12 protein-coding genes are annotated in these 16666 nt (G+C 40.8%); 5 read left to right on the forward strand and 7 right to left on the reverse strand.

Annotated elements, in window-relative coordinates:
• Positions 1 to 570: 570 nt before the first annotated feature.
• The 7 genes from P3J6_RS18035 to ampD all read right to left on the reverse strand — a co-directional run bounded on the left by P3J6_RS18035 (position 571) and on the right by ampD (position 11190).
• Positions 571 to 1257: a tRNA-uridine aminocarboxypropyltransferase gene (locus P3J6_RS18035; RefSeq protein ID WP_198523704.1), complete on the reverse strand. Its 687-nt coding sequence runs from the start codon at positions 1255 to 1257 to the stop codon at positions 571 to 573.
• Positions 1258 to 1525: 268 nt separating this feature from the next.
• Entirely contained in the window at positions 1526 to 2953 is a 1428-nt protein-coding gene (lpdA, locus tag P3J6_RS18040; RefSeq protein WP_008114944.1) for a dihydrolipoyl dehydrogenase, read from the reverse strand.
• Positions 2954 to 3116: 163 nt separating this feature from the next.
• Positions 3117 to 5033, reverse strand: coding sequence for a pyruvate dehydrogenase complex dihydrolipoyllysine-residue acetyltransferase (aceF, locus tag P3J6_RS18045; protein WP_198523705.1), 1917 nt, complete (start codon positions 5031 to 5033; stop codon positions 3117 to 3119).
• Positions 5034 to 5043: 10 nt separating this feature from the next.
• On the reverse strand, positions 5044 to 7710 hold the full coding sequence (aceE, locus tag P3J6_RS18050; RefSeq protein WP_064663819.1) for a pyruvate dehydrogenase (acetyl-transferring), homodimeric type: 2667 nt from the start codon (positions 7708 to 7710) through the stop codon (positions 5044 to 5046).
• Positions 7711 to 7794: 84 nt separating this feature from the next.
• On the reverse strand, positions 7795 to 8544 hold the full coding sequence (gene pdhR / locus P3J6_RS18055) for a pyruvate dehydrogenase complex transcriptional repressor PdhR (protein ID WP_138608204.1): 750 nt from the start codon (positions 8542 to 8544) through the stop codon (positions 7795 to 7797).
• A 961-nt stretch (positions 8545 to 9505) separates the two neighbouring features.
• Positions 9506 to 10357, reverse strand: a complete 852-nt coding sequence (gene ampE / locus P3J6_RS18060; RefSeq protein WP_138609465.1) for a beta-lactamase regulator AmpE — start codon at positions 10355 to 10357, stop codon at positions 9506 to 9508.
• A gap of 287 nt (positions 10358 to 10644) precedes the next feature.
• Positions 10645 to 11190, reverse strand: a complete 546-nt coding sequence (gene ampD, locus P3J6_RS18065; protein WP_198523706.1) for a 1,6-anhydro-N-acetylmuramyl-L-alanine amidase AmpD — start codon at positions 11188 to 11190, stop codon at positions 10645 to 10647.
• 399 nt (positions 11191 to 11589) lie between these two features.
• On the opposite strand from ampD, the gene nadC reads away from it, so the two are divergent.
• From nadC to coaE, 5 genes are all read left to right on the forward strand, one after another.
• Entirely contained in the window at positions 11590 to 12435 is an 846-nt protein-coding gene (nadC, locus tag P3J6_RS18070) for a carboxylating nicotinate-nucleotide diphosphorylase (RefSeq protein WP_198523707.1), read from the forward strand.
• A gap of 536 nt (positions 12436 to 12971) precedes the next feature.
• Complete coding sequence (locus P3J6_RS18075; protein ID WP_198523708.1) at positions 12972 to 13409, forward strand: pilin; 438 nt, start codon at positions 12972 to 12974, stop codon at positions 13407 to 13409.
• A gap of 120 nt (positions 13410 to 13529) precedes the next feature.
• Positions 13530 to 14756: a type II secretion system F family protein gene (locus P3J6_RS18080; RefSeq protein WP_198523709.1), complete on the forward strand. Its 1227-nt coding sequence runs from the start codon at positions 13530 to 13532 to the stop codon at positions 14754 to 14756.
• Between the two features lie 242 nt (positions 14757 to 14998).
• Entirely contained in the window at positions 14999 to 15910 is a 912-nt protein-coding gene (locus P3J6_RS18085; protein WP_198523710.1) for a prepilin peptidase, read from the forward strand.
• Positions 15911 to 15912: 2 nt separating this feature from the next.
• Positions 15913 to 16542 carry a dephospho-CoA kinase gene (gene coaE / locus P3J6_RS18090; RefSeq protein ID WP_198523711.1) on the forward strand — a complete coding sequence of 210 codons (630 nt, stop codon included), beginning with the start codon at positions 15913 to 15915 and terminating at the stop codon, positions 16540 to 16542.
• The last annotated feature ends 124 nt before the right edge of the window (positions 16543 to 16666 follow it).

Raw genomic sequence — 16666 nt, forward strand, 5'->3', positions numbered from 1 at the left:
CTATAATTAACCCATAAATAAGCAACGACGCTTACCGAGTAAATGGAAACGGATTAACTACTCGAATACCAAGGTTTGGTTTTTAGGATAACAGGGATTTAAGGACAGGCTCAGGATGAGTATCGCAATGGATTGTTGCACAAGGGATAGCATCAGGATGATGCATAATGGATAACAACAGCGGAATAGTTGTTTATAAAGGATAGGGAACAAAAAGGACAGGCCTTAAAGGCAACACAACGGAATGGTAACAAAGGGAATGCACTCGGATGTGCAATAAGGATTGGTAATAGATTTTACCTTACAGGATGTTTTAGGGATTTATGGAGACAGGCCCGGATAGCCTATATTACATAGAACTAGAAAGTAATATTGTAATAACACGGATCGTAAAAATTGGAGTTGATTAGGTTCAATTGCAGGATGCAACAAAGTTAGAAGATTCCGCAAGCGCGACTAGAGATGGTTCGCGCTTTTCTTTTGCCTGAAAGTCAGCGGTCAGCCAAATTATATATGTTTAGGCTATACTCAAGCGTCAAATTCAGCTTTTTCGTATTAATACCCTGCACTTTATTCCGGCCTGCCTTTGTTACGCTTACCAAGTAAATAAGCGTCGCGAAACTTAATAAAATGCTGTTCTAATTTAGTGCTCGCATCAACTTCACCAGCCAATGCTAATACCATAATAGCCACTTCTGCCGTACCTAACTGATGAGCATGAGGCGCTACACGTAATCGGTAATCAGAGAGTTTTTCTGCGGTAATAGAAAGCACAGGTAAGTTATCTAAATAAGGACTCTTACGAATCATTTTTTTAGCTTCTCGCCATGTACCATCTAAAAATATAAACAATGGCTGTTTACCTGCATGCGTTTCAACCTGGGTTACCACCCTATCAGTTCCAACATCTTCAGCCGGAAAAATCACAAAAGGCTGATATTTATCATTATTCAACAATGCTAATAAAGCAGGATCTGGGGAGGTTCTATCCCAACGAAACGCATAATTATCAGGAACTATTTCCGCAATTAAACGCCCTGTATTAGACGGTTTAAAACTTTCATTGTGATACATAAGTAAGCATACTGCAGCGCTACAGCTTGCGTACTCAGCGCCCTCACAAATACAGTAATGCTTGGCAATTAAGCATTGATCACAACGATCCATTTTTCCACCACGAGCATTAAACTCACGTCGAGATTCACTTATTTGCTGAGCACGTAATGCTAAAACTGAATTTTTTAAACTCTGGGTCACTGTGGTTAATTACCTATAAACTGATGGCTGCGCATTGTAGCTAAAATAAAAGAAATTAGATATCAGCTATCAGCTATCAGCTATCAGCTATCAGCTATCAGCTATCAGCTATCAGCTATCAGCTATCAGCTACAAAATTTTGCTCATATTAACTTAAGTGTCAAGGGAGCTTGTCTTTACTGACGGCTGACGGCTGACGGCTGACGGCTATAAAAACAAAAAACCCAAGCCGAGGCTTGGGTTTTTTATCGCGATTAACTAAAAGAAATTACTTCTTCTTTTTAACTGCTTTTTTGTTTGGTAAATCAGTGATTGAACCTTCAAAAATTTCAGCAGCAAGGCCGATTGATTCGTTCAATGTTGGGTGAGCATGAATTGTTAGCGCTAGGTCTTCACCATCTGCACCCATTTCAATACCTAGACCGATTTCGCCCAGCATTTCGCCTGCGTTAATACCAATCATAGCACCACCGATAATACGGCCGCTTTCTTTATCAAAAATAAGCTTAGTAGAACCTTCAGTACGTGAAGAAGCAATAGCACGACCCGATGCAGCCCAAGGGAATACAGCTGTTTCAATGCTTAAACCTTGCTCTTTCGCTTCTTTTTCAGTTACACCCGCCCATGCAATTTCAGGGTCAGTGTAAGCAATTGAAGGAATACACTTAGGATCAAAGTAATGTTTTTGACCAGAGATAACTTCTGCTGCAACATGACCTTCATGAACCGCTTTATGCGCAAGCATAGGCTGACCCACTAAGTCACCAATCGCAAAAATATGTTCTACGTTAGTACGTAATTGCTTATCAACGTTAATAAAACCACGCTCATCAACATTCACACCGGCTTTATCAGCGTCTAACATGTTACCATTTGGTGTACGACCTACAGCAACAAGTACTTTGTCGTAACGTACTGGCTCTGCCGGTGCATTTTTGCCTTCAAACGTAACATATAAACCGTCGTCTTTTGCTTCAACGCCAGTTACTTTAGTTGAAAGCATTACATTAAACTTGTCTTTAACATGCTTTTGGTAAATTTTAATGATGTCTTTATCAGCAGCAGGAACAAGTTGGTCTGCAAATTCTACAACATCAATTGCAGAACCTAGTGCACGGTAAACCGTACCCATTTCAAGACCGATAATGCCACCACCTAAAACAAGTAGCTTTTCAGGAACATCTTTAAGCTCTAGCGCGCCCGTTGAATCAATAACGCGATCATCCTCAGGGATGAAAGGTAAATTTACAGGTTTAGAACCCGCAGCAATAATTGCGTTATCAAAGGTAATGGTTGTTTTACCGTCAGCGCCTTCAACATCTAAAGTGTTGCTACCAGTAAATTTACCGTAACCAGATACAACTTTTACTTTACGCATTTTAGCCATGCCGTCTAAGCCACCTGTAAGCTGGCCAACAACAGAGTCTTTCCAAGAACGAACTTCATCTAAGTCAATTTTTGGTGCGCCAAAAGTAACGCCGTGAGATGACATTTCTGCAGCATCATCAATCACTTTAGCTACGTGTAAAAGTGCTTTAGAAGGAATACAACCAACATTAAGACATACACCGCCTAATGTCTCGCGAGATTCTACTAGTGTAACTTCTAAGCCCAAGTCAGCAGCGCGAAAAGCCGCAGAGTAACCACCAGGACCACCGCCTAGTACAACAACTTGAGTTTTTAATTCGTTGCTCATGCTATTACCTTTATTGTTTGAACGGGACACAGCCCCAAAATTTAACTGCCATGTTTCTGCAAGGCAGAAAAGGGCATTTGTGCAAATATTGTATCATTGCAAATGATAAAAATCCCAGCTAAAAACAACTGGCTGGGATTTGATTTTATTCACTCTGTAGTAATTACATCACTAACTGACGTATATCACTCATGTAACTTGCAAGAGTAACAGTAAAGCGTGCAGCAAGTGCACCGTCAATCACTCTATGGTCGTAAGACATTGAAAGTGGAACCATTAGCTTAGGCTCAAACTCTTTACCATTCCACTTAGGCTTCATTTCAGATTTTGACACACCTAAAATTGCCACCTCAGGCGCATTCACAATCGGCGTAAATGCCGTACCGCCAATGCCACCTAGGCTTGAAATAGTAAAACAACCACCTTGCATATCTGATGAACTTAACTTGCCATCACGCGCTTTAACAGATACTTCCATAAGCTCACGAGATAGTTCAATAATGCCTTTTTTATCAACATCTTTAAATACTGGTACAACTAAGCCATTTGGCGTATCAACCGCTACACCAATATTAATGTACTTTTTAAGGATTAAGCTTTCGCCATCCTCTGAAAGCGATGAGTTAAATGTAGGGAACTCAGCAAGCGCTTTAGCAGCTGCTTTCATTACAAATACTAATGGCGTAATTTTAACACCCAGCTTTTTCTTCTCGTTAAGGGTATTTTGCTCTTTACGGAACTGCTCAAGGCTCGTGATATCCGCTTCATCAAACTGGGTAACATGTGGGATTTGCACCCAGTTACGATGTAAGTTTTTACCTGACAGCTTTTGGATACGAGAGAGTTTTTTCTCTTCAATTTCACCAAACTTAGCAAAATCAACTTTTGGCCATGGAATTAAACCAAGCTCACCGCCACCAGCATTGCCTTTAGCTGCTGATACTTGACCAGACTCAACTTGCTTAACCAGTTGCTTAACATAGTTTTGTACGTCTTCTTTAACAACACGGTTTTTACGGCCCGTGCCTTTAACGTTGGCAAGGTTAATACCAAACTCACGTGCTAAACGGCGAACCACTGGAGATGCATGTGCATAAGCGCTATTGTTTTCAAAGCTTTCAGAGCTTGCTTTAGCAGATGATGCTGCTGATTTTGACTCAGCCTGAGCTGCCGGCTTAGATTCTGTTTTAGGCGCTGGTGCTGATTTTTCTGCAGGTGCTGCAGCTGGTGCACTACCCGCCACTTCAAATACAAAAATCAATGAGCCAGTTTTAACTTTATCGCCAGTCGCTACTTTAATCTCTTTAACAGTACCTGCAAACGGCGCCGGTACTTCCATAGCTGCTTTGTCGCCTTCAACGTTTAAGATAGATTGCTCTTCTTCTACGCTATCGCCAACCGCAACCATAACTTCTGTTACTTCAACTTCGTCATCACCAATATCAGGCACGCTAACTTCTTTAGTGCTTGATGCCGATGCCTGTTCAGCAGGCTTCTCTTGTGCTTTTGAATCAGCTGCAGGGGCACTTTGGTTATCACCACCCGCCACTTCAAAAACAAATACTAATGAACCCGTTTTCACTTTGTCACCAGTATTTACTTTAATTTCTTTTACTGTACCGGCAAAGGGTGCTGGTACTTCCATTGCCGCTTTGTCGCCTTCAACGTTTAAGATAGATTGCTCTTCTTCTACGCTATCACCAACTGCAACCATAATTTCAGTTACTTCAACTTCGTCATCACCAATATCTGGCACAGTGACTTCTTTAGTTGATGAAGCCGATGACGCAGCAGGTGCAGCTTCCTCGGTTTTTTCAGCTTCTTTAGAGTCAGCAGCAGAGTCTTGCGCTTCACCTTCAAAGATGAACACTAAAGTGCCTGTGGTAACAGTGTCACCCACATTTACTTTAATTTCTTTTACCGTACCGGCTTGTTCAGCAGGTACTTCCATCGCAGCTTTATCACCTTCAACACTTAATAGTGATTGGTCAACTTCAACTTTATCGCCAACGCTCACTAGTATTTCGGTTACTTCTACTTCATCGCCACCGATATCAGGTACTTTAATTTCAATACTCATTGCAAACCTCTTATGCGTACAGTGGATTTAGTTTGTTAGTGTCGATGTTGAATTTTTTAATTGCTTCAACAACCACTGACTTTTCAACTTCACCACGTTTAGCAAGTTCAGATAATGTCGCAACTACCACGTAGCTTGCGTTAACTTCAAAGTGACGACGTAGGTTTTCACGGCTGTCTGAACGACCGTAACCATCTGTACCCAATACTTTGTAGTTATTGCTTGGAATAAATGAACGCGCTTGTTCTGCGTAGTTTTTCATGTAATCCGTTGCAGCAACAGTTACTGAATCGTTTAATACGCTAGTGATGTATGGCGTTTTTTGCTCGCTTTCTGGGTTAAGCATGTTGAAACGTTCAACATCTTGTCCATCACGGGTAAGTTCATTGAATGAAGTTACTGAGTAAACATCAGACGCAATACCAAACTCTTCGCTTAAAATTGCCGCAGCTTTACGCACTTCAGTCATGATAGTACCTGAGCTTAATAGCTGTACGTTGGCTTTTTTACCTTCGTAGCTTTCTAGCTTGTAGATACCTTTACGAATACCTTCTTCAGCGCCTTCTGGCATTGCTGGCTGATGGTAATTTTCGTTCATTAGCGTTAGGTAGTAGTAAATATTTTCTTGCTCTTCACCGTACATACGACGAATACCGTCTTGCACGATAACCGCTACTTCAAATGCATAAGTAGGATCGTAAGAAATACAGTTAGGTACCGTGTTTGCAAGAATGTGGCTGTGGCCATCTTCATGCTGTAAGCCTTCGCCATTTAGCGTTGTACGACCCGCTGTAGCACCTAATAAGAAACCACGTGCTTGTTGATCCCCTGCCATCCATGCCATGTCACCAACACGTTGGAAACCAAACATTGAGTAGTAAATGTAGAATGGGATCATCGGTAAGTCGTTGGTGCTGTAAGATGTTGCAGCAGCAACCCATGACGACATTGCACCTAGCTCGTTAATCCCTTCTTGTAATACCTGTCCTGAGGTTGCTTCTTTGTAGTAAGAAACAATATCACGGTCTTGAGGGGTGTAATTTTGGCCGTGTGGGTTGTAAATACCGATTTGACGGAATAAACCTTCCATACCAAAAGTACGTGCTTCATCGGCAATAATTGGCACAATGTTTTTACCAATGCCTTTATCTTTTAATAAGATATTAAGTGCACGTACAAAGCCCATAGTGGTTGAAATATCACGTTTTTGCTCTTCAAGTAATGGCTTGAACGCATCTACTTCTGGTAACTGTAACTTTTCAGAGAACTTGGCAATACGTGTTGGCGTGTAACCTTGTAGGGCCTCACGACGCGCATGAAGGTACTTGTACTCTGGAGAATCTTTTTCAAGCTCTAAGTATGGTAGCTCTTTTAATTGCTCTTCAGATACTAAATCATCTAAGCCTAAACGAGAGCGTAAGTGAGCCACATGCGACATGTCCATTTTCTTAACTTGGTGCGCAATATTTTTACCTTCAGCCGCTTCACCCATGCCGTAACCTTTTACTGTCTTAGCAAGGATTACTGTTGGACGACCTTTCGTCTCTTCTGCTTTTTTAAATGCAGCAAACAGTTTTGAAGGCTCATGACCACCGCGCTTAAGGGCGAAAATTTCTTCATCGGTCATATCAGCAACAAGCGCTGCTGTTTCTGGGTAACGACCAAAGAAATGTTCACGTACGTAGGCGCCATCTTTTGCTTTATATGTTTGGTAATCACCATCAACAGTTTCGTTCATTAACTGTAGTAATTTACCTGTGGTGTCTTTAGCAAGCAGAATATCCCAACCGCTGCCCCAAACAAGTTTAATAACATTCCAGCCAGCGCCTTTAAATAGGCCTTCTAGCTCTTGAATGATTTTACCGTTACCCATTACAGGGCCATCTAAGCGCTGTAGGTTACAGTTAATCAAGTAACATAGGTTATCTAGCTTTTCACGGGCAGCAAAAGAAATAGCACCACGTGATTCTGGCTCATCCATTTCACCATCACCTAAAAACGCATATACACGTTGGTTTTTAGTGTCTTTTAAGCCACGGCCATCTAAGTACTTTAAGAAACGCGCTTGGTAAATTGAAGAAATTGGACCTAAGCCCATAGATACCGTTGGGAACTGCCAAAACTCAGGCATTAATTTAGGATGAGGGTAAGAAGGTAGGCCTTTACCATCTACTTCCTGACGGAAATTATCAAGCTGTTCAGCACTTAAACGCCCTTCAACAAATGCACGCGCATAAATACCCGGAGAAATATGACCTTGGTAATAAACTAAATCGCCACCATCAACATCATTTGGCGCTTTAAAGAAATGATTAAAACACACTTCGTAAAATGCAGCAGACGATTGGTAAGACGCCATATGGCCGCCTAAGTCGAGATCTTTTTTCGATGCACGCAATACAATCATAATCGCGTTCCAGCGAATAATTGAACGAATACGGCGCTCAAGATTTACATCACCAGGGTAGGCAGGTTCTTGATCAACCGGAATCGTATTAACGTAGTTTGTGTTAATGCCTGTTGGCATATCAACACCGTCTAAACGGGCTTGCTCTAACACTTGCTCAAGTAAAAACTGAGCTCGTTCAACACCTTCTTCGCGCACAACCGATTCAAGAGCTTGTAACCACTCTTGTGTTTCTAGCGCGTCTACGTCAATTTTATTGACTTCAGACATATGGAGGTTTCCTTATGTTTAAAATACTAATTTTATGTATTGAATACTTCACTGTTAACTCAAGTTAACAGTAAATGTACTTGCTTAATTTTGTTTGGTGCGTCTTAAACTACGTTCAATTCGCGAATGCTCTTTACCCGCTTCAAGCAATGCTTCTTCAATATAGGCTAAATGCGCATTACTCGCTAAGCGAGCTTGTTCAGGATTACCGTCAATCACTGCATCCATTAATAAACGCCTGTGCTCAGCTAATTGGCTGCTTATATCTGACTTTTTAAGTAACACCGTTAAATTTTGTAAAACATTCTGCTCAAGTAAGCTTTGCATCCCTCTTACTAAGTGCAGTAACACTACGTTATGAGACGCCTCAGCGATGCAAAAATGAAAGTCATTAATCGCTTTGGCTTTTTGCTTTAATTCATCTTTAGCTAATGCAATCTGCTCAAAGCTCTGTTTTACTTTTGCAAAATCGTTGCTTGTTCCGCGAAGTGCTGCGTAATAAGCCGCAATTCCCTCTAGCGCATGACGAAATTCTAATAAATCAAATTGCGATTCGGGGTGTTTACTGATCAAATCAAACAACGGATCAGTCAGCCCCTCTTCCAATTGATTTTTTACATACGTTCCACCACCTTGACGACGGGTTACGAGCCCTTTTGCCTCAAGCTTTTGAATGGCTTCACGCAACGACGGACGCGACACTTCAAATTGCTTAGCGAGTTCACGCTCCGGTGGTAACTTTTCTCCTGGTGCTAACGACCCCTCAAGAATCATGTTCTCAAGTTGTTGTAAAATAACATCAGATAATTTTGCCGCTTTAATTTTTAAAGACATCAATCAACGTCCGCGTTGTATAAGTGCTAGCAGCCCATTAAATAAGGCTTTTAACTGAATGACCTGACCAAAAGGTAAATTGGTCATACCAAATTTTGCCATACGTTATCAAAAACCGTAATTACTGTCAATTTACAGCAGTTTTAAAGCCCTAAGGCCAGCGTAACGTAATTTAAACAAAGTTCAAATAATACACAGATCACAGAGGATAAAGAAAGGTTAATAAGATGAAAAACAAATGGTCAGACCAGCTAACTTTGATTTTCGGGGTTCGGGGTCCATTAATTATGGCGGTGTTAGGCAGATGTGTATAAGAGACAGGTTCGGGGTTCGGGGTTCGGCAGTAGGATAAAACGTAGCGCCTCATACAAACATACCTTTACTTTATTGTAATCGAGAGTTTACCTCCCGCATATTTAGGGTCTAGGTTAAAGATCAAAGGTTTTAAGCTCGTTCCCGTTGCTCGCAGCCCGCCCACACTAAGCTAAACACGGTGTTTAGTTTCTACCTAAAACCTAACACCAAATATATTTATTTCTGAACCACAGAGGGAACAACCATTGATTGTCACTTCTTCTGTGTACTCAGCATTCTCTGTGGTAAATAAATTACTTAAAAACTATTCACAAAGAGAAGATAATGGGTGTAAATGAGAGGCCCAAAGTGAAGTAACCCCTAGTGCCTAGAACCTAAATCCAGAGATCTAATATTTATTTTTTGAACCACAGAGGACACAGAGGCGCTTCACGCTCCACAGAGGGAACAACCATTGATTGTCACTTCCTCTGTGTACTCAGCATTCTCTGCGGTAAGTAAATTACTTAAACACTATTACACAAAGAGAGGGTAAAGAAGTTTTAAGCCCGTTGCTCATTGCCCGCAACTCGTAGCCCTCCAACACCAAGCTAAACACAGTGCTTAGCTTAATTTCTACCTAACACCTATGACCTAACCCTAGTCTTTAACTTAAACCACCAAATAAAGTCATTAAGGCAATTAACACTAAGTAAAAAAGTACATTACGCTTGACCAGTTTGATCATGCAGGTGGCTTCAAAGGTGCAGCCGTAATAACGCTTTTCAACTTGTTCGGCGGCCAATGCCGTATAAGTAACCACCTTGCGATTTGGGCTTGAAAAGTCAAATACGAAGCGCAGCCAGCAACTAGTGCCTTTGTTAAAGTTACCAATCACTAAATAACCAAAACTGGTAATACGCGCTGGGAGCCAATCTAACCAAAACAGCAAGCGGTGAATGAGCTTAAAATGCTTGGCAATGACTTCATCACGGTTACCACTCACTAAGTCAGCAAAGGTTCGTACTAATGCATAAAAAACAGCACCGGCAACACCCAATATCACAAACCAAAATATAACCGCACAATAAAACCGGAAATTAACCCACGCTAATGTTTGACCTAAGGTTTCACCACCTTGCTGCTCCTCTGTGCGCTTTTGCCCCAACTGCAAAGCATATAAAGTGGCGGCAGTTTGGTCACCTCGAGTTAATGCATTGAGGTACGACTTATATAAGGCACGCTGTTTAGCACAACCGAAGCACACCAATAACACCGCTACATTAAAAACCAGCTGCCACAATGCAAAATCAGATAAAAAAAACAAACAAGCAACCGCAATCACCGGCAGCAATAACCAAATTAAAAACCCAGAAGCCGTGCCAAATAAACCTTTATTCGTTAATAAATTAACACTGCGATTTAAGTAGCTGTTGGCATAATGGCTTATTTGCCAATGCGCAGAGCGAGCCCCTAAACGCTCAAGTATCAGTGCTATTATTATTGAAACCAAAATCATGTAGTTACTCGCTTAATTTAGGGTCTGTTGACCTTTGCGGATTATAATTTTTTCAAACTAGGGGCGATTTAATCGCGGCGCGAGGTTTGTAACCTAGTGCGCTAAGTCAAAACCGAGCAACAAAGAGTAAATCGTCCCTAGGCAGAACCCGAAGGGCAGCGCCTGTTTGGCATTGATGCTACGTTATCGCCTATTTATGGGGAATAACCACACCACATAGGCGCTGCCTTGCCTAAATACCAAACAGACTGCTGCAAATTTAACCTTGAAAGGTCAACAGACCCTAGTTATTTAATTAGGTTAAAAAACTTACGCCAGTTAAAACTCGCTCCGGGGTCAGTTTTTCGCCCAGGGGCAATATCGCAATGCCCCACTATATTACTAGCTGTTATTTTTGGGTAGCGCTGCATAATAGCCTGCGCCAATGCAGCTAAACTTTGATATTGCGCATCGGTATAGTTAGTTGTATCTGTGCCCTCAAGCTCTATACCTATACTAAAATCATTACAATTTTGTTGCCCAGCAAAGCAGGAACGCCCCGCGTGCCATGCACGTTTTTCAAAAGGCACATATTGTATAACTTCGCCACAGCGCTTAATAAAACAATGCGCTGATACCCTAAGTCCTGCTAAATCACTGAAGCTAAAATGTGCATTGCAATCAATATTCCCCATAAATAAATCATCAACGTAGGGGGTGTTAAACTCCCCTGCTGGTAATGAAATATTATGAATAACCAGCAGCAAAATATCGCTGTGAGCAGGTCGCTCGTCAAAGTGGCTACACGCACGCTGGGTAATATTATTTATAACGCCTAAAGAATCTATTTTCATACTATTTGATTTAAACTTATATGCCCGATGTCAAATGCTCTTTGAGTAAAATGGTAGGGATTGGTGTCAAGTCCGTTGCCCGTTGCCCGTTGCCCGTTGCCCGTTGCCCGTTGCCCGTTGCCCGTTGCCGAAAAATTTAAAACACTATTGTAAATATATTCAACACAGTATTTGCTCAAAATAGCAGCTTGAGATAGATTTATTATCTAGAGCTCAGGTTAATCAACCAAAATTGATGTATATCAAGATGCTAATAGATTTAACCACATAAAGATAGCGTAATACCAAACGATAAAATATGATTAGCGCGTTAATTTTTAGTTTAGTTGTTAGCGGCTTCTATTTAGTAATTAAACAGAGTAAAATTTATTTAATTAATTATCTACTATGAGCTTTTTCATGTCTATTTCGCATACCCTAATTAGCCAACTTGTTACCTTAGCCCTGGATGAAGACCTAAATAACCAAAGCGCAGAACAAGGCGACATTACCGCACAGCTTATTCCTCAAGCAGAGCAAGCCAATGCGAAAGTGATCACCCGTGAAGACTGTGTTTTTTGTGGTAAAGACCTTATTATTGAAGTATTTAAACAAGTCGACCCAAGTGTAGTTGTAAATATATGCGTGAACGACGGCGACTTAGTTAGTGCCAATAGCACCCTATTTACTGCATCAGGCTCTGCACGCGCTATTTTAACGGCTGAGCGAACTGCACTTAATTTTGTACAAACGCTTTCAGGCACAGCCACCACCACAGCACATTATGTAAAAGAGCTCAGTGGCACTAGCACGCAACTACTCGATACCCGTAAAACCATTCCGGGGTTAAGAGCATTGCAAAAATATGCAGTTAAGTGTGGCGGCGGTGCAAATCACCGAATTGGATTGTTTGATGCGTTTTTAATTAAAGAAAACCACATAGCAGCCTGCGGAGGAATTAATAACGCAGTAGCTCAAGCTAAGCTAAATCATGCCGATAAACCTATAGAGGTTGAGGTTGAATCGTTTGATGAGCTAGAGCAAGCCATTAGCGCAGGCGCCGACATTATAATGCTAGATAATTTTAATCCTGAGCAAATACGCCAAGCGGTTACCATTACAAATAAGCGCGCTAAGTTAGAAGTATCAGGCAATATGACCTTAGAAACGTTAAAAGCCTACTCACAAGCTGGGGTCGACTTTATCTCAAGTGGTGCGCTTACAAAAAATTTACAATCAATCGATTTATCGATGCGATTTGAATAAATAATGTAAAAACTATTTATAGTTTCTTGCGCTAATTGATTGACAGATTTCAAAAAAGAGCATTAAATAATCCTAAAGGACTATTTGTAACAAGTTATTAAATAAAGGCGTTTTTTATAAAGTTTTTAAATACAAAAGCGCAATAAACAGTGTTAGACTCATTCATATTGACTAGTTTTAAATACTTAATTAGTTAAAAAGAATGGAGAAGCATTTGTAAGGGACAGAATAAAAATAAGCGACAGGGTTTATTTTTATAATTAACTTGTAACTTACGCGGGTTATAACTAACTTTTAATGGTTGGGTTTATACTCAAATAAGGGACGAGAAACGAATAATCGCCATGCTGTGCATTACTTTTGGGTCATTGCTTTAAAGTAATAATTTTAAAATAGTGACTACCAATGGTGCTAAAATGCCACTTGGCAAAAATGATTTTATTTTTTGTAGTAACAGGTTAAGTAAACAACATAAGTTATATTTATAATTTATACCCGTTTGGCTTACCGCAACATTATCCTTTAGGAGAGGAAACATGCAAACAATGACACAACAAAACCAAAAGGGTTTCACCCTAATTGAATTAATGATTGTAGTAGCAATCATCGGTATTTTAGCAGCAGTTGCACTGCCTGCTTATCAGGATTATACAATTCGCTCTAGAGTTGCAGAACCTGTTTCTCTAATGTCAGCAGCAAAGGCAACTGTATCAGAGAATATTGTAACATCAAATGCAATTGCTGCTGGTAGTTGTTTAGGCGTAAGCACCATAGCAGCAGCTGATGCGACGACTAATACAGCAACTCTATCATGCGCAGATGCAACAGGTGTAATCACCGTAACTTCTACAACTCAGGCTGGCGGAGTAAGTATATCTGCTACTCCAAGTTTAAACGCTGGTAGTATTTCATGGGTATGTGCTGTAGGAGATGCAGCTAATAATAAGTATGTACCTTCAGAGTGCCGTATTTAAAGCTTTTAAAGAGCAGGTTTCTTCTGCTCTTTTAGCTTAAACTTATCTAAACTGGAATATACAGAAAATTAGAAAATAAGGCAGCGACATGCTGCCTTTTTGAGTTTCGGGTTAAAATATATGGCTAAACAACAAGAAAAAGGTTTGGATACTTTTCAATGGATTGGTGTAAGTGCTCGTGGTAAAAGACTTGAAGGAGAGCTAACCGGATCAAGTATCGCTCTAGTTAAAGCCCAGCTGCGCAAGCAAGGCATTACCCCTTCAAAAGTAAAACGAAAAGCCAAGCCGTTATTTGGTTTACAAAGCGTGCAAAAAATTACCCCAAAAGATATTGCGTTAGTCACCCGGCAAATAGCCACTATGCTGATGGCCGGTGTGCCGCTAATTCAATCCATTGAAATGATAGCTTCTGGTTCATCCAATAAAAGCGTTAGTAAACTTATGAGCGCTATTGGCGGGGAAGTGAAAGCAGGATTGCCACTTTCTAACGCACTTAGGAAATACCCTCGTTATTTTGATGATTTATATTGCGATTTAGTAGCCTCTGGCGAACAGTCAGGGTCTTTAGATAAAATATTTGACCGCGTAGCCCTATATAAAGAAAAGTCAGAAGCGCTAAAATCAAAAATTAAAAAAGCCATGTTTTACCCCGCAGCAGTGTTGGTTGTGGCGTTTATTGTTACCTCAATATTGCTGATATTTGTAGTACCACAGTTTCAAGAGATATTTGCCGGCTTTGGTGCCGAACTACCTGCTTTTACTTTATTTGTAATTGCTATTTCTGAATTTATGCAAGAGTACTGGTGGATAGCCCTTATTGGCGTTGTGGCTTTTGGTTATATATTCAAAGAGGCACACTTAAGAAGCTTAAAGTTGCGTGATGCCACCGATCGCGCCATACTGAAGCTTCCGGTTGTCGGCATGATTTTAAATAAAGCGGCCGTGGCACGTTATGCGCGGACTTTATCGACCACTTTTGCTGCGGGTGTACCATTGGTGGATGCTTTGGATTCTGCAGCAGGTGCCTCAGGTAACGCAGTTTACCGGTATGCTATTTTAGAAATAAAAGCCGAGGTAAGCTCAGGCAATCAAATGAACTGGGCGATGCGTAACTCTAAAATATTCCCCGATATGGTAATACAAATGGTTGCCATTGGTGAAGAATCAGGATCGCTTGATGGTATGCTAGCTAAAGTCGCCACTATTTACGAGCAAGAAGTGGATGACGCAGTAGATGGCCTATCTAGCTTACTTGAGCCATTAATTATGGCGGTGTTAGGCGTATTAGTTGGCGGCTTAATTGTGGCCATGTATTTACCTATTTTCCAACTAGGCTCAGTTGTGTAGACAGGTTTTAGTCGCGGAATTCGAGGCTCGCCGCCCGTTACCCGTAACCTTAACAACCTCTAAAAGCGAAGCGTCTCTTAACCTCTTTGTGAATAATGACCTTACGCGGCATAAAGCCCCGCCTACAGAACAATTAAAACGCGGTGATTCCCCACATCTCGTTGCCCGTTGCTTGAACCTAATTTTGCACTTATATAAAACCACTGTATTATCAACACAGAATTTAGTTTTAGGTAAAATAAATGCAAAGTCTTTTTATTGATATCAGCAACGCGATGCAAGCTAACTTATGGTTTTATTTGACCACGGTTGGCCTAGTGAGTTTATGTATCGGCAGCTTTTTAAATGTGGTGATATATCGCTTGCCAGTAATGATGCAAAAAGAATGGCAAACTGAGTGCCGCCTATTATTAGCCGATGAACTAACCAGCCCAAAGACTGAACAGACCACCTCACAAAATACTGACACGTTTAATTTAGTTAAGCCCAACTCATGTTGTCCTAAGTGCAAAGCAGCCATTAAACCATGGCAAAACATTCCTATATTTAGTTGGTTATTTTTAAAAGGTAAATGCGCAACCTGTGATAACCCAATCTCAGTGCGTTACCCAATCGTTGAAGCTATTACCGCTATTTTAAGCCTAGTTGTTGCTTACACTTTTGGCGTAACTGAGCAGGCTTTATTGTACATTGTAGTGACTTGGGCATTGGTAGCACTAACTTTTATTGATATTGATCACATGTTGCTGCCAGATCAGCTTACTTTACCGCTTTTATGGCTAGCATTAATCGCCTCAGTAGTGGGTTATACCATAGCCCCTAGCGATGCCATTATTGGTGCAGCATGTGGTTACTTAAGCTTATGGAGCGTGTTTTGGCTGTTTAAGCTAATTACTGGCAAAGAAGGTATGGGGTATGGCGACTTTAAATTACTGGCGGTGTTTGGCGCACTGCTGGGTTGGCAATCGTTATTGACCATTATTTTACTCTCAAGCGTAGTTGGCGCTGTTATTGGCATTGCCCTACTGAGTATTCAAGGTAAAGACAAAGCAACGCCTATTCCTTTTGGCCCTTACTTAGCAATAGCCGGTTGGATCACTATGCTGTGGGGTACACAACTACAAAACAGCTATTTTAATTTTATTGGTTACTAACTATGAGTAATACACAACACCATAAAAATAACTGGGTGCTGGGCCTAACCGGCGGGATTGGCTGCGGTAAAACCGCAGTTAGCGATATGTTGGCAGAGCTAGGCATTACTATTGTTGATGCGGATATTGTGGCTCGCCAAGTAGTTGAACCTGGCACTGATGGTCTAAAAGCTATTGTTGAGCATTTTGGCACTGACATACTCGATGAGCATGGCGCATTAAACCGTGGCGAGCTAAGAGCCCGGATTTTTAGTAATCCGGAGCAAAAAACATGGCTCAATGCGCTGCTGCACCCTTTAATACGCACTAAACTGCTCACTGACTTAAAAAACGCGCAAAGCGACTATGTGGTTTTAGTTGCCCCGTTATTATTCGAAAATGGGCTTGATTGCTACTGTAATCGCACCTTGCTGATTGACGTGCCAGTAGAAATACAAATTATCCGCACCAAAAAACGTGACAATATAAGCACTGAACAAGCAAAACAAATAATTGACGCACAAATGTCTCGTGAGCATAAACAACAAAAAGCGGATGATATTTTAAATAATAACCGCGATTTAGACGATGTAAAACAAGACTTACTTAAGCTACATAATTATTATTTACAGCAAGCAAAGTCTACAATATAAAGTGACTGACCCAATCACAGCGCAATAAACTGATATTTTTTATCGGTAAATTATCTGCTGCATTGGTACGATTAATGTATTCCTTTCTTTTTTCTGATAAATTGCTGAGTAAAGAAGGATTAAA

This window comes from Pseudoalteromonas sp. 3J6, assembly GCF_903995135.1.
Lineage (GTDB): Bacteria > Pseudomonadota > Gammaproteobacteria > Enterobacterales > Alteromonadaceae > Pseudoalteromonas.